This window comes from Pseudomonas sp. AK181, assembly GCF_051122975.1.
Taxonomy (GTDB): domain Bacteria; phylum Pseudomonadota; class Gammaproteobacteria; order Pseudomonadales; family Pseudomonadaceae; genus Aquipseudomonas; species Aquipseudomonas lactis.
This window is the reverse complement of sequence record NZ_CP146348.1, coordinates 4,312,266-4,331,761: the sequence shown is the minus strand read 5'-3', so window position 1 is coordinate 4,331,761 and position 19,496 is coordinate 4,312,266. Positions and strand designations below refer to the sequence as shown.

Genomic DNA, 19,496 nt, shown 5'->3' with positions numbered 1-19,496 from the left:
GGCGACGGTCCTTTAGCTGAGTTGATCGGCAATGTGCTGCGGTACGGCGATGGGGATTTCCAGCAGTTGCTGGGCGAAGGCCTTGCCTTGAGGGTCGATGCGCAGACTGGCGATGCCGCCACCGCCCAGGGCGTTCTCCAGCAGGAAGTTGAGGCTGTGGCTGCCGGGCAAGTACCAGCGTTCGACGCGGCCATGGATCGGGTCGAGCACGTGGTCCATCCAGTCGACGATCACCTCCGGCGTCAGGGCTTCGGCGATCCACGGCAGGTAGTCCGGGTGGCGGGCGATCACGCCGATATTGCTGTGGTTGCCCTTGTCACCGGAGCGCGCCACGGCGAGTTTGACCAGCGGCACGCTGGCGTCGGCACGGCCCTGAGGCTTGGTCGGCTCGATGGGCGCAGCGGGCGTGAGCAGGGGCGCGCAGGCGGGCAGCTCAACGGCATGGCGTTGGCCTTGGTACTCGATGGCGACGCTACACAATGATTTGTCGACCAGGAACGAAAACAGCCGGATCAGCGGATACACCGTCGGCCGTCCGCCAACAATGCCGGTCAACCCCGGGGCCATGCCGGTGGCCGCCTGGGCGATCTCGCGGGCGAACAGCACCAGCGCCTGCTTGCTCGGGTGCCGCACCGCCAGCTTCACCACCACTTCACGGCAATCCGCACGCCGGGCATGGGCGCCGTAGGTGGCTTCGCTGCCGAGCAGTTCGATGTTGACGTCGGTGTAGGGCGCCCAGCCGCGCTGGCTGAACAGCTCCGAGGTTTTGTTGATAAGCGCCTGGCTGACCCGCTCGGCCTTGGCCACCGCGTCGATGCCGGCGATCAGGCAGCTGGCAGTGCAGCGAAAACCATCGGGGTAGGTGGCGCTGACCTTGTACTGATCGGTGGGTGGCAGGCCCTTGGCGCCGTGCAGGCGCACCGCATGTTTGCCTTGTTGCTGCAGTTTGACCTGGCTGAAATCGCAGATCACGTCCGGCAGCACATAGGCGCGCGGGTCACCGATTTCATATAGCAGTTGTTCGGCCACGCTGAGTTCGCTGATCAGGCCGCCGCTGCCTTCGACCTTGTTGACGGTGAACTGGCCGTCGGCGCTGACTTCGACGATAGGGAAACCGATGTGTTCGTAGTCGGGCACGTCACGCCAGTCGGTGAAGTTACCGCCGGTGCACTGGGCGCCGCACTCGATGATATGCCCGGCCAGGGCGGCTTGGGCGAGGTGATCGTAGTCCTGCCACGACCAGTTGAACTCATGCACCAGTGCCGCGCTGACCACTGCGCTGTCGACCACCCGGCCGGTGATGACAATGTCGGCGCCGAGCTCCAACGCCTGGGCAATGCCCGGTGCGCCGAGGTAGGCATTGGCGGACACGCACAGCGGCGGCAGAGGGGCGCCGTTGAACATGTCGGTGACAGGCGGCAGGTGTTTGAGTTGAGGGTGCAGGTCGTCGCCGAGCAACACGGCGATTTTCAGCGGGATGTGCGCGTTATCGCAGGCCGCTTGCAGGGCGGCGGCGCAGGCCTGGGGGTTGATACCGCCGGCATTGCTGATCACCCGGATGCCTTGGCGCTGGATATCCGCCAGCAGGGGGGTCAGCACCTCGACAAAATCCGTGGCGTAACCGGCCTTGGGGTCTTTCAGGCGGGCACCGGCGAGGATCGACATGGTGACCTCCGCCAGGTAATCGAACACCAGATAATCCAAGGCGCCGCCCTGCACCAATTGGGCGGCGGCGGTGCAGGTGTCGCCCCAGAAGGCGCTGGCGCAGCCGATACGTACCGTCTTGCTCATGAGAAATCCTTCCTCCAAGGGCTGGCGTCGAGACTACCAAGCAAGCGCTTGGTTTGTAAACTCTAGTCACAAGTTTTACCCAAGCGCTTGCTTGGGTGGCAGTCACGGCCTAAATTGCCGGCCAAGACCACAGTAGACCTGAAGGAGAGCAACATGGATGAGCACAAAGCCCTGGGGGTGATGCGCACCATGGTCGATGGTGGCCAATTGACCGACCCCGAGAGCGCCCGCGGCAAATTGCTGCAAACCGCGGCTCATCTTTTTCGTAACAAGGGTTTCGAGCGCACCACCGTGCGAGATCTGGCCAGCGCCGTGGGCATTCAGTCCGGCAGCATCTTCCATCACTTCAAGAGCAAGGATGAGATCTTGCGCGCTGTGATGGAGGAAACCATCCTCTACAACACCGCGATGATGCGCGCTTCACTGGAGGAGGCGAACACGGTGCGCGAACGCGTGCTGGCGCTGATCCGCTGCGAGTTGCAGTCGATCATGGGCGGCAGTGGCGAGGCCATGGCGGTGCTGGTCTACGAATGGCGCTCGCTGTCGGCCGAAGGCCAGGCGCATGTGCTGGCCCTGCGTGACGTGTATGAGCAGATCTGGTTGCAGGTGCTGGGCGAGGCCAAGGCCGCTGGCTACATCCGGGGCGATGTGTTTATCACTCGGCGCTTCCTCACCGGCGCCTTGTCCTGGACCACCACCTGGTTTCGCGCCCAAGGCAGCATGACCCTTGAGGAGTTGGCCGAAGAGGCCCTGTTGATGGTGCTGAAGGCGGACTGAGGCGCAAGCCATTAATTTTCTGGCGAAAGTTGTCTCCCCTGGTAAAAACGCCTAGCTTATCGGCATTGAACTCTTCAACGGTGTGTGCCTCGATGTTTTCGCCATGGCGGCTGGCTGCAGGACTTACTTTATGGGCACTGGGCACCGCCGCGTGGACGCAGGCCGGTGCCGCGCAGTTGGTGAGAATCGGCGCGGCGCATTTTCCGCCCTACACCGTACGCCCCGAACAAGGGGCCGACACCGGGTTGCTGCCGCAGTTGGTCGAGGCGTTGAACGCTGCGCAAACCGACTACCAGTTTGTGGTGGTGCCTACCTCGATCCCCCGGCGTTTTCGGGACTTCGAGCAAGGCCGGGTTGACATGGCGATCTTCGAAAACCCGTCCTGGGGTTGGCAGAATATTGCGCATACCAGCGTTGATATGGGGCTGGAAGATGCGGAGATTTTTGTTGCTCAGCGTCAGCCCGGGCGCGACCAGAGTTATTTTTCCGACCTTACCGGTAAACGTCTGGCGGTGTTCAGTGGGTATCACTATGCCTTTGCTGACTTCAATCCTGATCCCAAGAACATGGCCGAGCGTTTCAATGCGACGTTGACGTATTCCCATGACAGTAATCTGCTGATGGTTGCTCGTGGGCGTGCGGATATTGCATTGGTTACCCGTTCGTACCTGAGTGATTTCATGGTGCGCAACGCGGACATGGCGGGGCAGTTTTTGGTGTCGGAGCGTATTGACCAGGTGTATCACCATTACGCGCTTCTACGGCCCAAGGCCCCGATCACCGGGCCGGCGTTTGCCGGGTTGCTCAAGGGGCTGCGTGATAATGGCCAGATGTTGAAGATTTTCGAGCCGTATCGAATTGATGTGACGGCGGTGCCCGGACAATAAAGTCGGTTTTTAGCTTGAATACCATTTGTCGACTAATCAATAAAACTGTCAGTTCTGACAGTGGTCGTCTGGTTGTATGTGTTGTCCACTCTTTGACTTGAAGTTCGTACCTCGCGAGTTTCAATATAGGAATTTTTACCATGGCCAATACATCTAACGCGCAAATCGAATATCCAGTGCCCTCCGTTGAGCATGCTCAAGGACCGACCTTGAATCCGTTGCTGGTAAGAGGTGGAGCAAAAGCTGTCATTGAATTGGACGATATGTTCCCGAGTGAGACGTATACGGTTTATTTCAAGGGGCCCCTGGCGGAGGCCAATCCGGTGATTGCTCCTCAACAGGGTAATCATTCGGGGCGTTTGGAGTTCTTCATTCCCCCGGAAGTTATCGGCCTATGTATTGGTTATACGGTGCACATTTTTTATACCGTACAGCGGGGTGGGGTGTTTTTAGGTCAATCGAGGGAGCTTGACTTGACCATCATGCCGTTGTCCCCCAGTGATGTGGATGTGCCGGGCGTCTATCTGATTGAAGCAGGAATGGGAGAGAATCTGGATTTGGCGACATTCTCGCGAAATGCAAATGCGACGCTGGATCCTTACCCCTTTATTGCAGCCGGTCAGCGCGTGTCCTGTCGGGCAGAGGGTACGGACGAAAATAGAGAATCTGTTTCACTTGAGGTGATGAACCTTTATGAGGTGAAACCGTACGAAGTCACGAATGGCTTCCAATTCCAGATCTCACGTTATTTTTTAAATCAATTGGCCAACTGGTCATCCCTTGATATGCATGTTCTGGTTAAATACGATAAGTTCCCCTCGCTCAACGTTGAGCCGGTTCAAGAGTTGCGGGTAGTCACGAAAGGTATCAGGCAGTCGACGTGTTGTGCTTTCTTTGATGGAACTGATTTTGCATTTGAAAATTTGAATGGTTGGAAAAAAGGTTCGGCCATTAAAGTGCCCGAAGACTTGATCATCCAGCGTCATGGCGATGATTGGTATGCTCACTTTTACACTTATACCAACAACTCAGATGGTGTATTGCTTGAGAAAGCTTTTTCGCGACTGGTGGTGGGGCAGCGGTATGAATTCAAAGTGTCCGTTCAGCGAGCCAATAGCTCTTATGCGGTTCCAGAGTTGTCCCTGAGTGCTGGCGAGTTCACGTCTGCGGTCACAGCGTTTCCTGACAGAACGCAAGTAGATTTCAAGTTTCCGTTCACGGCTTCGTCGCGGGACATGACACTTAAGATTCATAGTCATGTAGCGACGGGACGGGGAAATGATTTCAACCTCCGGAACATAGAGGTGATGTCGGTTTGATATATCGCGGTCGGTAAAAAACAGGCAGCCTGCCATGTATGTGCAGTGCTGCCTGTTCCTATTGAAAGCACGTCAAGGAATCGTTCGCTTGTCCGGAAGTGCGGCGGCGTGATTCAAACCCGCCGCGCAAACGTATCGCTATGGCTACCCGACACCTTGCGGCAATGCACCAGCGCGTCACGAATCATGAAGTTCACCAGCGTCGGCGACACCCCGAGTTCCTTGGCGATGTCCTTCTGCGGCACGCCATGCAGGCGATACATCTCGAACGCGTAGCGGGTGCGCTGTGGCAACTCCGTCAGGGCGTCGGCGATGTTTTCCAGGGTGTTGAAATTGATGTGCGAGGTTTCCGGTGAAGCGCCGTGAATAACCACATTCAAGCCTTCCTCTTCAGTCCCGGAGTATTTGAGCTCCAGGGCCTGCTTGCGGTAGTGATCGATCGCCAGGTTGCGCACGATCTGGAACAGATAACTTAGTTGAGCCTTGAACGATGAGGTGATGGTCGGCGCCGACTGCAACCGAAAATAGGCGTCTTGCACCACGTCTTCGGCGCGGGAGCGGCACCCGGTGATGCGGGCCGCGATCTTCACCAGAATCAGCCGATTGTCGACGAACGCCTGGAGAAGGGGTGAATCGCACCTGCCTGTGGATACTTGTTCCGTCATGGAAATCACCTTGTTGCTAATAGGTTAGGGGAGGGCTTCCCTGCTGAGGCCTCCTACACATCGGGCAACAAATTATGCTGAATGATAATGATTGTCAAATGAGAAGGCGAACTAATCTTATGCCTTGCGCGAAGGTGTGAACCACGTCTCGCTCGCCCCCGGCGACTAATTATTTGCCGCCTTTGTCCGTTCTCATGGGTGACAGGTTCGTTAGTACAACGGCCAAGGATCAGCACCCGCAGGAGGACCAGATGGGTTTTTATCGTGCATTCAGCGTGTTTCAGTTTGGAGTCCTCGCCGGATGAGTACGCCCCTGCGGCTGCGCCTGTTTTGCCTGCCCCATTCAGGCGCCAGCGCCTCGGTCTATGCGCGCTGGCGCCGGGTGCTGCCGGACTGGCTGCAGGTGTGCCCGCTGGAATTGCCGGGGCGCGGCATGCGCATGGACGAGCCGTTGCAGCGCGATATCAAGGCCTTGGCCGCGCAGCTTGCCGACGAGATCAGCCGTGATCTCGATGGCCCTTATGCCTTGTTCGGCCACAGCCTTGGCGGGCTGTTGGCGTTTGAATTGGCCCACGCTTTAAACGCACGCAATCTGCCTGCGCCGCTGGCGTTGTTCGCGTCTGGCACGGCGGGCCCGGCGCGTCGTGATGTGAGCGAGTACGCCGTCGAAAAGACCGATGCCCAACTTGTTGCCCGCCTGCGCGAATTGCAGGGCACCGCCGAAGAAGCCCTGGCCAACCCTGAGTTGATGCAACTGATGTTGCCGATCCTGCGCGCCGATTTTCTGCTGTGCGGCAGTTTCACCTATGGCGAGCGCCAGCCCCTGGCGCTGCCGATCCACGTGTTCGGTGGCAAGCAGGACAGCGTACGTGCCGACCAGTTGCTCGACTGGCAACTCGATGCCGCCAGTGGGTTTTCCCTGGACATGTTTGACGGCCACCACTTCTTCCTCGTGCAGCACGAAAGCGCCGTGCTGCGCTGTGTGCGTCGCTATGCCGACGAGCACCTGACGCGCTGGCGCATTGGCGCGGCGCGGCAGCTCGCCGCCGGCTGAACCCCACCGACTTCCCGAATTTCCCGTAAGCCGATTTCAGGCAGGAACCCCATGATGGACGCCTTCGAACTCCCCCGCACCCTGGTCCAGTCCCTTCAGCAGCGTGCTGCACAGACGCCGGACCAGGTGGCGTTGCGCTTCCTCGCCGAGAGCGCCGAGCACAGTGTGGTGCTCAGTTATCGCGACCTCGACCAACGCGCCCGCACCATCGCCGCTGCCTTGCAAGCCAATGCTGGCTTGGGCGAGCGCGCAGTGTTGCTGTTCCCCAGTGGCCCGGACTATGTGGCGGCGTTCTTTGGTTGCCTGTACGCCGGGGTGATCGCGGTGCCGGCGTATCCGCCGGAGTCCACGCGCCGTCATCACCAGGAGCGTCTGCTGTCGATCATCAGCGATGCCGAGCCGCGGCTGCTGTTGACCATTGCCAGCCTCAGCGAAGGCCTGGCGCAGATTGAAAATGCGCCCACGGTGTTGAGCGTCGACACCCTGGAGGCGCAGCAGGCCAACCAGTGGGTCGCGCCCGACCTCAAGGCCGACGACATCGCCTTCCTGCAATACACCTCCGGCTCCACCGCGTTGCCCAAGGGCGTGCAAGTCAGCCACGGCAACCTGGTCGCCAACGAACTGCTGATTCGTCGCGGCTTCGGGATCGACCTCAACCCTGACGACGTGATCGTCAGCTGGTTGCCGCTGTACCACGACATGGGCCTGATCGGCGGCCTGCTGCAACCGATTTTCAGCGGCGTGCCCTGCGTGTTGATGTCGCCGGCCTACTTCCTCGGCCGGCCCTTGCGCTGGCTGGAGGCGATCAGCGAATACGGCGGCACTATCAGCGGTGGCCCGGATTTCGCCTACCGTCTGTGCAGCGAACGGGTCAGTGAGTCGGCCCTGGAGCGCCTCGACTTGAGCCGCTGGCGCGTGGCTTATTCGGGTTCCGAACCGATCCGTCTCGACACCCTGGAACGCTTCGCGGAAAAATTCGCCGCCTGTGGCTTCACCCCGAATAATTTCTTCGCGTCCTACGGCCTCGCCGAAGCCACCCTGTTTGTCGCCGGCGGCACCCGTGGCCGTGGCATTCCCGCCCTGCGCGTGGACGAGCAGGCGCTGGCCGCCAACCGTGCCGAACCGGGGCAGGGCCCTGCGATCATGAGTTGCGGCACCGGCCAGCCGGACCACGCCGTGTTGATCGCCGACCCGCACACCCTCACCGAGCTGCCCGACCAGTGCGTCGGCGAACTCTGGGCCGCCGGCCCGAGCATCGCCCACGGCTACTGGCGCAACCCTGAAGCCAGCGCCAAGACCTTCGTCCAGCACGCCGGCCGCACCTGGTTGCGCACTGGTGACCTGGGCTTCATCCGCGACGGCGAGGTGTATATCACCGGGCGCCTGAAAGACCTGCTGATCGTGCGCGGTCATAACCTCTACCCCCAAGACATCGAACAGACCATCGAGCGCGAAGTGGAAGCGGTGCGCAAGGGCCGGGTCGCCGCATTTGCGGTCGATGACCAGGGCCTGGAGGGCATCGGCATTGCCGCGGAAATCAGCCGCAGCGTGCAGAAAATCCTGCCGCCCGAAGCGCTGATCAAGGCGATCCGCCAAGCCGTGGCCGAGGCCTGCCAGCAAGCCCCGAGCGTGGTGGTGCTGCTCAACCCCGGCGCCTTGCCGAAGACCTCCAGCGGCAAAGTGCAGCGTGCGGCCTGTGCGCTTCGGCAGGCCGATGGCAGCCTCGACAGCTACGCGCAGTTCCCCGGGCAGCAAGGGCCGGCGAGCGAAGTGGCGCTGGAATCGGACATGCAACAGCAGATCGCGGCGATCTGGTGCGAACAACTGCAACTGGCCCAGGTGGCGGGCGACGATCACTTTTTCCTGCTGGGCGGCAACTCCATCACCGCGACCCAAGTGGTCGCCCGCCTGCGCGAAACCCTCGGGCTGGAGTTGAACCTGCGCCTGCTGTTCGAAGCGCCGACCCTCGCGGCCTTCGCCACGGCCGTGGCGCAACTGCAACAGGACGGCGGCGTGGCCCAAGGCGCGATCCATGCCCTGTCGCGCCAAGAAGACCTGCCCCAATCCCTGGCACAGAACCGCCTGTGGATTACCTGGCAATTGGACCCTCACAGCAGCGCCTACACCATTCCCGGCGCCTTGCACCTGCGCGGCGAGCTGGATGAAAACGCACTGCGCCACAGCTTTCAGCAACTGATCCAGCGCCACGAAGCCCTGCGCACGCGCTTCTACGAACGCGACGGCCAGGCGTTCCAGCGTGTCGAGGCTTCGGCGGATTTCGAACTGCCGGTCATCGACCTCAGCGACCTGTCCGACGCCGAGCGCGAAGCCCGTGCGCAACAGATTGGCGAAGAGCAGGCGCGCAGCCCGTTCGACCTGGAAAAAGGCCCATTGCTGCGGGTGACCCTGGTGCGCCTGGACGATGAAGAGCACCAATTGCTGGTGACCTTGCACCACATCATTGCCGACGGTTGGTCGCTGAATATCCTGATCGACGAGTTCTCGCGCCTGTACGCCGCTGCCGCCCAAGGCCAACCCCTGGAGCTGCCGCCGTTGGCCTTGCAATACGCCGACTATGGCAGCTGGCAGCGCCAATGGCTGGCCGAAGGCGAGGGCCAGCGACAGCTTGCGTACTGGAAAGCGCAGTTGGGTGACGAGCATCCGGCCCTGAACCTGGCCACCGATCACCCGCGTGCCGCCCAGCATCGGCACAGCGCCGCGCGTCATCGCCAGCGCCTGGATGCACGCCTCAGTGCGGCGATCCGCCAGACCGCCCAGGCCCATGACTCGACGCCGTTCATGCTGCTGCTGGCGACGTTCCAGACCTTGCTCTATCGCTACAGTGGCCAGCGCGATATCCGTATCGGCGTGCCCAATGCCAACCGCCCACGCCAGGAAACCCAGGGCCTGATCGGCTTCTTTATCAACACCCTGGTGCTGCGCGCCGAGCTGGACGGGCGCCTGCCGTTCAACCAGTTGCTGGCCGCCACTCGCGAGACCACATTGGCCGCTCAGGCCCATCAGGACCTGCCCTTTGAACAACTGCTGGAAGCCTTCCCCCAGGCCCGCGAACAGGGCCTGTTCCAGGTCATGTTCAACCACCAGCAACGTGACCTCAGTGCCTTGCGCCGCCTGCCGGGCTTGCTGGCCGATGAGTTGCCCTGGCACAGCCGCGAAGCCAAGTTTGACCTGCAACTGCACAGCGAAGAAGACCGTAATGGGCGCTTGAGCCTGTCGTTCGACTACGCCGACGAGTTGTTCGATTGCGCGACCATCCAGCGTCTGACCGAGCAGTTCATTCATCTTCTTCAAGCTGTGTGTTCGCAACCGCAACACGCCATCGGCGATCTGCCATTGATGCAGGCCGACGAACAGCAATCCTGGAGCGAAGCCCCCTGCGAGCCGGCCCGGCACTGGCTGCCCGAGCTGCTCAGCCAACAAACGTCCGACGCCACCGCGCTGGTCTGGCAGGACGGCAGCCTGACCTTCGCCCAACTGCACACCCAGGCCAACCGCCTGGCCCATTACCTGCGCGACAAGGGCGTTGGCCCGGACGTGTGCGTGGCCATCGCCGCCGAGCGTTCGCCGCAACTGCTGATCGGCCTGCTCGCCATCATCAAGGCCGGTGGCGCCTACGTGCCGCTGGACCCGGATTACCCGGCCGAGCGTCTGGCCTACATGCTCAAGGACAGCGGCGTGCAACTGCTGCTCACCCAGACCGCCTTGCTCCCCCAACTGCCCAGTGCCGAAGGCGTGTGCGTGATCGCCATGGACAGCCTGCACCTCGACAGCTGGCCGACCCAGGCGCCCGGCTTGCACCTGCATGGCGATAACCTCGCCTACGTGATCTACACCTCCGGTTCCACCGGCCAACCCAAAGGCGTGGGCAACACCCACGGCGCCCTGGCCGAGCGGTTGCAGTGGATGCAGGCCACCTATCAACTGAACGACACCGATGTGCTGATGCAAAAGGCGCCGATCAGTTTCGACGTGTCGGTGTGGGAGTGCTTCTGGCCATTGATTACCGGCTGCCGCCTGGTACTGGCCGGGCCGGGCGAACATCGCGACCCGCACCGTATCGCGCAGCTTGTGCAGGAACATGGGGTGACCACGCTGCACTTCGTACCGCCGCTGTTGCAGCTGTTTATCGACGAGCCGCTGGTGGCCGAATGCACCAGTCTGCGTCGCCTGTTCTCCGGTGGCGAAGCCTTGCCCGCCGAGTTGCGTAACCGCGTATTGGCGCGCTTGCCAGCGGTGCAATTGCATAACCGCTATGGCCCGACCGAGACCGCGATCAACGTCACCCATTGGCAATGCGCAGCCTCCGATGGCGAGCGCTCGCCGATTGGCCGGCCACTGGGCAATGTCATCTGCCGCGTGCTGGACGAGCAGCTCAACCCGCTACCGGCCGGTGTGCCGGGCGAATTGTGCATCGGCGGCATCGGCCTGGCGCGGGGTTACCTGGGCCGTGCCGGGCTGACGGCCGAACGTTTTGTCGCCGACCCGTTGGGCGCGGCGGGCACTCGGTTGTATCGCACCGGTGACCGTGCGCGCTGGAACGCCGATGGCGTCCTCGAATACCTCGGGCGCCTTGATCAGCAGGTCAAACTGCGCGGTTTCCGTGTGGAACCGGAAGAAATCGAAGCGCGCCTGCTGGCCCTCGCAGGCATCGCCCAGGCCGTGGTGCTGGTGCGTGATGCCCAGTTGATCGGCTACTACACCGCCGACACCGAACTGGATGAGCAAACGGTCAAAATCGCCTTGGCCGCCGAGTTGCCGGAGTACATGGTGCCTGCGCTGCTCATGCGCCTGGACGCCATGCCCCTGAGCCCCAGCGGCAAGCTCGACCGGCGCGCCTTGCCGGAGCCGGTATGGCAAACCCGCGAACACGTCGAACCGCACACAGCCTTGCAGCTGCAAATCGCCGCGATCTGGCGTGAGGTGCTGGGCCTGCCACGCATCGGCCTGCGCGATGACTTTTTCGCACTGGGCGGGCACTCGTTGCTGGCCACGCAAATCATCTCCCGCACCCGCCAGGCCTGTGACGTCGAGCTGCCGCTGCGTACCCTGTTCGAAGCCAGCGAGCTGGGCGATTTTGCCGAGCAGGTCGGGCTGATCCAGGCGGCGGGCCAGCGCAACCAACAGACTGCCATCGCCAAAGTCGACCGCAGCCTGCCGGTCCCCTTGTCCTATTCCCAGCAGCGCATGTGGTTCCTCTGGCAGATGGAGCCGGACAGCCCGGCCTACAACGTCGGCGGCATGGCGCGCCTGCGCGGGGTGCTGGATGTGGGGCGTTTCGAGGCGGCCTTGCAGGCGTTGATCATGCGTCATGAAACCCTGCGCACCACTTTCCCAAGCGTTGACGGCGTGGCCTGCCAGAAGGTCTCGGCGCAAACCGGCGTGCGCATGGACTGGCAGGATTTCTCCGCGCTGGATGAGCCGCAGCGCCAGCAGCGTTTGCAGCAACTGGCCGATGTCGAGGCGCACACGCCGTTCAACCTGGAAGCCGGGCCGCTGTTGCGCGCCTGTTTGGTCAAGGCCGGCGAGCAGGAACATTACCTGGTGCTGACCCTGCACCATATCGTTACGGAAGGCTGGGCCATGGACATCTTTGCCCGTGAACTCAGCGCCCTGTATGAAGCCTTTATCGACGAGCGCGATTCACCGCTGCCAGCGTTGCCGGTGCAGTACCTGGACTACAGCGTGTGGCAACGCCAGTGGATGGAAGCCGGTGAGCGCCAGCGCCAGCTGGACTACTGGACCGCGCAACTGGGCAACGAACACCCGTTGCTGGAACTGCCCGGCGACCGTCCACGGCCACCGGTGCAAAGCCACCGGGGCGAGCTGTACCGCTTTGACTTGAGTGATGAGCTGGCCGCTCGCGTGCGTGCCTTCAACGCGCAACACGGCCTCACGCTGTTCATGACCATGACCGCGACCCTGGCGGTGTTGCTCTACCGCTACAGCGGCCAGACCGACCTGCGCATCGGCGCGCCAGTGGCCAACCGTATCCGCCCGGAGAGCGAAGGCTTGATTGGCGCGTTCCTCAATACCCAGGTGCTGCGTTGCCAGCTCACTGGGCAGATGCAGGTCAGCGAGTTGTTCGAGCAGGTGCGTCACACCGTGATCGAGGGCCAGTCCCATCAGGACCTGCCGTTCGACCACCTGGTGGAAGCTCTGCAACCACCGCGCAGCGCGGCGTACAACCCGTTGTTCCAGGTGATGTGCAACGTGCAGCGCTGGGAATTTCAGCAAAGCCGCCAACTGGCTGGCATGACCGTGGAGTACCTGGCCAACGATGCGCGGGCGACCAAGTTCGACCTCAACCTGGAAGTCACCGACCTCGACCATCGCCTGGGTTGCTGTCTGACCTACAGCACCGACCTGTTCGACGAGCCGCGCATTGCTCGCATGGCCGCGCATTGGTGCAACCTGCTCGAAGCGCTGATCGCCGATCCCGGCCAGCGCCTCAGCGAATTGCCGTTGCTGAGCGCCGATGAGCAACGCGCCTTGCAAGGCAGCCTGGGCGTGGAGAAGGGCGAGCATCGCCTCGACCAGTGCATCCATCAGCTGTTCAGCCAGCAGGCGAGCCTGCGGCCGGATGCCCCGGCGCTGACCTTTGCCGGTGTGACCCTCTCGTATGCGCAACTGGATGAGCGGGCCAACCGCCTGGCCTGGATGCTGCGCGAGCGTGGCGTGGGCCCGCACGTGCGCGTGGGCCTGGCACTGCCGCGTTCGCTGGAAATGGTCATCGGTTTGCTGGCGATCCTCAAGGCCGGCGGCGCCTACGTGCCGCTGGACCCGGAATACCCGCTGGACCGCTTGCATTACATGATCGAAGACAGTGGCATCGGCCTGCTGCTCAGTGATGCGGCCCTGTTCGAAGCCCTGGGTGAGTTGCCGGCGACGGTGGCGTGCTGGTGCCTGGAGGATGACTCGCCGGTGCTGGCCAACTACCCCGCCGAGGCGCTGCCGTTCGTGAGTCTGGCGCAACACCAGGCGTACCTCATTTACACCTCGGGCTCCACGGGCAAGCCCAAAGGCGTGCTGGTGTCCCACGGTGAGATCGCCATGCATTGCCAAGCGGTGATCGAGCGCTTTGACATGCGCCCGGATGACTGCGAGCTGCACTTTTATTCGATCAACTTCGACGCCGCCACTGAGCGTTTGCTGGTGCCGCTGCTGTGCGGGGCGCGGGTGGTATTGCGCGCCCAGGGCCAGTGGGATGCCGAAGAAATCTGCGCGCTGATCCGTACCCATCGCATCAATGTGCTCGGTTTTACCCCCAGCTACGGCAGCCAGCTGGCGCAGTGGCTGGCGACCCAACAACAGACGCTGCCGGTGCGTATGTGCATCACCGGTGGCGAAGCCTTGACCGGCGAACACCTGCAACGCATCCGTGCGGCGTTTACGCCCCAGCTGTTCTTCAACGCCTACGGCCCCACCGAAACCGTGGTGATGCCCTTGGCCAGCCTGGCTCCCGAGCAGTTGGAGGAGGGCGCCGGCAGCGTGCCGATCGGCAGCATCGTCGGCGAGCGCGTGGCCTACATTCTCGACGCCGACCTGGCGCTGGTGCCCCAGGGCGCCAGCGGTGAGCTGCACATCGGTGGCGCCGGCCTGGCCCAGGGTTATCACCAGCGGCCGGGAATGACCGCCGAGCGTTTTGTCGCAGATCCCTTTGCCGCCAAGGGCGGGCGCCTGTACCGCACCGGCGACCTGGTGCGCCAACGTGCCGATGGCCTGGTGGAGTACCTGGGGCGCATCGACCATCAGGTGAAGATCCGTGGTTTCCGCATCGAACTGGGCGAAATCGAAACGCGCTTGCTCGAACATGAAGCTGTGCGCGAAGCGGTGGTACTGGCCCTGGATGCGCCGAGCGGCAAACAGCTGGTGGCGTATCTGGTCAGCGATGCCGAGCCCGCCGCCTTGCGCGATGCGTTGAAGGCGCACCTCAAGGCCCAACTGCCGGACTACATGGTGCCCGCGCATTTGATCGTGCTGCAGAGCATGCCACTCACCGCCAACGGCAAGCTCGACCGCCGCGCCTTGCCGGAGCCGGACCCAGAGGCCAATCGCCAAGCCTACGTGGCGCCCCGCAGTGAGCTGGAACACAGCCTGGCTGCCATCTGGTGCGCGGTGCTGAACGTGGAGCAAGTCGGCCTCGACGATAACTTCTTTGAACTGGGCGGCGACTCGATCCTGTCGATCCAGGTGGTCAGCCGTGCGCGCCAGGCCGGGATTCATTTCAGCCCCCGTGACCTGTTCCAGCACCAGACGGTACAGAGCCTGGCTGCCGTGGCGACCCGCTCGGAGCGAGTCATCGCCGAGCAGGGGCTGCTGACCGGCCCCTCTGGCCTCACGCCGATTCAGCACTGGTTCTTCGACACCGATATCCCGGCGCGTCAGCACTGGAACCAGGCATTGGTGCTCAAGCCGCTGCAACTGCTCGATGCCCACCGCCTGGAGCAAGCGCTGCTGGCCGTGCTGGAACACCACGACGCGCTGCGCTTGAGCTTCACCCCGCGCGACGCGCAATGGCATGCCGAACACCTGGGCGTACCGGAAGGCGGCGTGCTGCTGCAGGCGCAGGTGCGCGACATGCAGGCATGCACGGCGTTGTTCACCGACACCCAGCGCAGCCTCGACCTGGCACAGGGGCCGCTGTTGCGCGCCTTGCTGGTGGATGGGCCGCAAGGCCAGCAACGCTTGCTGATCGCCATCCATCACCTGGTGGTGGACGGCGTGTCGTGGCGCGTGTTGCTGGAAGACCTGCAAAACGTTTATCGCCAACTGAGTGAAGGCCAGTCCGTCAGCCTACCGGCCAAAACCAGCGCGCTGCGCGATTGGGCCGCGCGCTTGCAAGCCTATGCCCACAGTGAATCCCTGCGCGAAGAGCTGAGCCTGTGGCAAGCGCAATTGGCTGGCCCGGCCCTGGCCTTGCCGGTTCAGCGCCCACAAGGAACATTGCGAAACGGTGATGCCGAGACGGTCAGCGTGCGCCTGGATACCGAGCGCACCCGGCAGTTGCTGCAACAGGCGCCGAGTGCCTATCGCACCCAGGTCAACGACCTGCTGCTGACCGCCCTGGCCCGCGTGCTGTGCCGCTGGAGCGGGCACGCCTCGGCGCTGATTCAACTGGAAGGCCATGGCCGCGAAACCTTGTTCGATGACATCGACCTGACCCGCAGCGTAGGCTGGTTCACCAGTGCCTATCCGCTGCGCCTGACGCCCCAGGCCGAGCAGGGCGACTCAATCAAGGCGATCAAGGAACAACTGCGTGGTGTGCCCCATAAAGGCTTGGGCTATGGCGTGCTGCGTTACCTGGCCGATGACCTGTGCAAGCAGAGCATGGCCGCGTTGCCGAGCGCGCAGATCACCTTCAACTACCTGGGCCAGTTCGATCAGAGCTTTGGCACTGAGGCGCTGTTCCATCCACTGGAGGAATCCGCCGGCCTGGCCCATGACCCGGATGCGCCGTTGCCCAATGAACTGAGCATCGACAGCCAGGTCTACGGCGGCGAGCTGGTGCTGCGCTGGACCTTCAGTCGTGAGCGTCATGATCAACAAGTGATTCGCGATCTGGCCGAGGCTTACCTGGCCGAATTGCACAGCCTGATCGCCCATTGCCTGCAGGACGATGCCGGCGGCCTCACGCCGTCCGACTTCCCCCTGGCGCACCTGACCCAGGTGCAACTGGACGCCTTGCCGGTTCCGGCCAGCGCCATCGAAGACGTCTACCCGCTGACCCCGATGCAGGAGGGCCTGCTGCTGCATACCCTGCTGGAGCCCGGCACCGGCCTGTATTACATGCAGGACCGCTACCGCATCAACAGCGCCCTGGACCCGGAGCGTTTTGCCCAGGCCTGGCAAGCGGTGATCGCCCGCCACGAAGCCTTGCGCGCCTCGTTCTGCTGGAACGTCGGCGAAAACATGCTGCAAGTGATCCACAAGCCCGGCAGCACGCCGATTGAGTACCTGGACTGGAGCGCCGACCCGCAGGACGAGCAGGAGCCGCGTCTGCAAGCCTTGCTCAAGGCCGAGCGCGAAGCCGGTTTTGACTTGCTCAACCAGGCGCCTTTCCACTTGCGCCTGATCCGCGTGGGCGAGGCGCGCTACTGGTTCATGATGAGCAACCACCACATCCTGATCGATGCCTGGTGCCGTTCGCTGCTGATGAATGATTTCTTCGATATCTATACAGCCCTGGGCGAAGGCCGCGATGCGCAATTGGCGACGCCGTCGCGCTACCGCGACTACATCGCGTGGCTGCAACGCCAGGACCTCAACGAAGCGCGCCAGTGGTGGCAGCAAAACTTGCAAGGCTTCGAGCGCGCCACGCCGATCCCGAGCGACCGCCCGTTCCTGCGCGAACACGCCGGTGGCAGCGGCGGCATGGTGGTGGGCGACTGCTACACCCGCCTGGATGCCCGCGACGGTGCGCAACTGCGCGAACTGGCCCAGGCGCATCAGCTTACCGTCAACACCTTCGCCCAAGCGGCGTGGACCCTGGTGCTGCGGCGTTTGAGTGGCGATCGCGACGTGCTGTTCGGCGTCACCGTGGCCGGGCGCCCGGTGGACATGCCCGAGATGCAACGCACCGTCGGCCTGTTTATCAACAGCATCGCGTTGCGGGTAAAACTGCCCGAGGACGGCCAGACGTGCAGCGTGCGCGAGTGGTTGAGCGCCTTGCTCGACAGCAATATGCAACTGCGCGAGTACGAATACCTGCCCTTGGTGACGATCCAGGAACACAGCGAATTGCCCAAGGGCCAGCCGCTGTTCGACAGCCTGTTCGTGTTCGAGAACGCGCCAGTGGAAGTCTCTGTGCTGGACCGAGCGCAAAGCCTCAACGCTACCTCGGATTCTGGCCGCACCCACACCAACTTCCCGCTGACGGCGGTGTGTTATCCGGGCGATGACCTCGGTTTGCACCTGTCCTACGACCAGCGTTATTTCGACGAAAGCACCGTGCAAGGCATGCTCGCTGAGTTCAAACGCCTGTTGCTGGCGCTGGTGCAGGGCTTCCATGGCGACATGGCCGAGCTGGCGCTGATCGGCGAGCAGGAACGTGAATTCCTTGTGGAAGGCTGCAACCAGAGCGCACATGCCTACCCGCTGGAACGCAGCTACATCGAGTTGTTCGAGGAGCAGGTCGCGCAGCATCCGCAGCGTATCGCCGCCAGTTGCCTGGACCAGCAATGGAGCTACGACGAACTGAACCGTCGTAGTAACGGCCTCGGCCACGCCTTGATTGCGGCCGGTGTGGGCCTGGACCAACCGGTGGCGTTGCTGGCTGAACGTGGGTTGGACTTGCTCGGCATGATCATCGGCAGCTTCAAGGCCGGTGCCGGTTACCTGCCGCTGGACCCAGGGCTGCCTGGGCCGCGCCTGAGCCGTATCATCGGCATGAGCCGCACGCCGTTGCTGGTGTGCACCGAAGCATGCCGGGAACAGGCCATCGAACTGCTTGAAGGCTTCGACTGCCAGTTGCTGGTGTGGGAGGAAATCCCCGCCCGTGGCGAAAACCCCGGTGTCTACAGCGGCCCGGACAACCTTGCCTACGTGATCTACACCTCGGGTTCTACCGGCTTGCCCAAGGGCGTGATGGTCGAACAGCGTGGCATGCTCAATAACCAGCTGAGCAAGGTGCCGTACCTGAGCTTGAGCGATGCCGATGTGATCGCCCAGACCGCGTCGCAAAGCTTTGATATTTCCGTCTGGCAGTTCCTCGCCGCGCCGCTGTTTGGTGCGCGGGTGGACATCGTGCCGCCTGCCATTGCCCATGATCCGCAAGGGCTTTTGGCCCACGTTCAAACACAGGGCATCACCGTGCTGGAGAGTGTGCCATCGCTGATTCAGGGCTTGCTGGCCCAGGAGCGCATCAGCCTCGACGGCCTGCGCTGGATGTTGCCGACCGGGGAGGCCATGCCGCCGGAGTTGGCCCATCAGTGGCTGCTGCGTTACCCGCAGATCGGCTTGGTGAATGCCTACGGCCCGGCGGAATGCTCCGATGATGTGGCGTTCTTTCGCGTCGATCTGGCCTCCACCCGTGGCACTTACCTGCCAATTGGCACGCCGACCGACAACAACCGCTTGTACCTGCTCGATGGCGCCTTGGAGTTGGTGCCCCAAGGGGCGGTGGGCGAGTTGTGCGTCGCCGGCACCGGTGTTGGTCGCGGCTACGTCAGCGATCCGCTGCGCACTGCCCCGGTGTTTGTACCCAACCCCTTTGGCGCGCCTGGCGAGCGGCTCTACCGTACTGGCGACCTGGCACGGCGTCGCAGCGATGGGGTGCTGGAGTATGTCGGGCGTATCGACCACCAGGTGAAGATTCGCGGCTACCGCATCGAACTGGGTGAAATCGAAGCGCGCCTGCACGAACAACCGCACGTGCGTGACGCGGCGGTGGGTGTGCAAGAGGGGGCCAACGGCAAGCACCTGGTCGGCTACCTGGTGGCCGCCGATGCCACGCTGGAACCGAGCGAACACTTGGAGCGCATCAAGCAACGCCTGCGTGCCGAGCTGCCCGAGTACATGGTGCCGCTGCATTGGCTATGGCTTGACCGCCTGCCCCTGAATGCCAACGGCAAACTCGACCGCAAGGCCCTGCCGGCCCTGGAGATTGGCCAGTTGCACAATCAGGACTATGTGGCGCCGCGCACTGAACTGGAAACCACGTTGGCGGCTATCTGGGCCGAGGTGTTGAAGGTGGAGCGGGTCGGGGTGCAGGACAACTTCTTCGAACTGGGCGGGCACTCGCTGCTGGCTACGCAGATCGCTTCGCGGGTGCAGAAGACGCTACAGCGCGACGTGCCGCTGCGGGCGATGTTCGAGTGCAGCACGGTGGCGGAGTTGGCCGGGTATATCGAGGGGTTGGCGGGCAATGAGATCAGTGCCGAGAAGGTGGATCGGTTGAGTGATTTGATGGCGGAGTTGGAAGGGCTTTGATCTTCGTTGTCTGTCAGGGCCTCATTGCAGCATAGGTATTTACATAACTCTGTAA

Annotated in this window: 7 protein-coding genes; 5 read left to right on the top strand and 2 right to left on the bottom strand. The window is 62.8% G+C overall.

The genetic code is table 11. From position 1 onward, the window contains the following. Positions 1 to 12: 12 nt before the first annotated feature. A complete protein-coding gene (locus V8689_RS19715) occupies positions 13 to 1,791 on the bottom strand; it encodes an acyclic terpene utilization AtuA family protein (protein WP_056786364.1) in 1,779 nt (592 codons plus the stop codon). Between the two features lie 153 nt (positions 1,792 to 1,944). Here V8689_RS19715 and V8689_RS19710 point away from each other — a divergent pair, with 153 nt between their 5' ends. The 3 genes from V8689_RS19710 (at position 1,945) to V8689_RS19700 (ending at position 4,774) form a co-directional block, all read left to right on the top strand. After that, on the top strand, positions 1,945 to 2,568 hold the full coding sequence (locus tag V8689_RS19710) for a TetR/AcrR family transcriptional regulator (protein WP_056786360.1): 624 nt from the start codon (positions 1,945 to 1,947) through the stop codon (positions 2,566 to 2,568). Positions 2,569 to 2,660: 92 nt separating this feature from the next. Next, positions 2,661 to 3,455 carry a substrate-binding periplasmic protein gene (locus V8689_RS19705; protein WP_056786357.1) on the top strand — a complete coding sequence of 265 codons (795 nt, stop codon included), beginning with the start codon at positions 2,661 to 2,663 and terminating at the stop codon, positions 3,453 to 3,455. Positions 3,456 to 3,595: 140 nt separating this feature from the next. Further along, a complete protein-coding gene (locus V8689_RS19700; protein ID WP_056786353.1) occupies positions 3,596 to 4,774 on the top strand; it encodes a hypothetical protein in 1,179 nt (392 codons plus the stop codon). A gap of 113 nt (positions 4,775 to 4,887) precedes the next feature. Here the strand turns inward: V8689_RS19700 and V8689_RS19695 are convergent, their stop codons facing one another. Then, positions 4,888 to 5,439 carry an RNA polymerase factor sigma-70 gene (locus V8689_RS19695; protein ID WP_005789991.1) on the bottom strand — a complete coding sequence of 184 codons (552 nt, stop codon included), beginning with the start codon at positions 5,437 to 5,439 and terminating at the stop codon, positions 4,888 to 4,890. A gap of 301 nt (positions 5,440 to 5,740) precedes the next feature. Between V8689_RS19695 and V8689_RS19690 the strand changes: the two genes are divergently transcribed. Together V8689_RS19690 and V8689_RS19685 are read left to right on the top strand one after the other, a co-directional pair. After that, a complete protein-coding gene (locus V8689_RS19690) occupies positions 5,741 to 6,493 on the top strand; it encodes a thioesterase II family protein (protein ID WP_056786350.1) in 753 nt (250 codons plus the stop codon). A gap of 51 nt (positions 6,494 to 6,544) precedes the next feature. After that, positions 6,545 to 19,441: a non-ribosomal peptide synthetase gene (locus V8689_RS19685; protein WP_056786347.1), complete on the top strand. Its 12,897-nt coding sequence runs from the start codon at positions 6,545 to 6,547 to the stop codon at positions 19,439 to 19,441. The last annotated feature ends 55 nt before the right edge of the window (positions 19,442 to 19,496 follow it).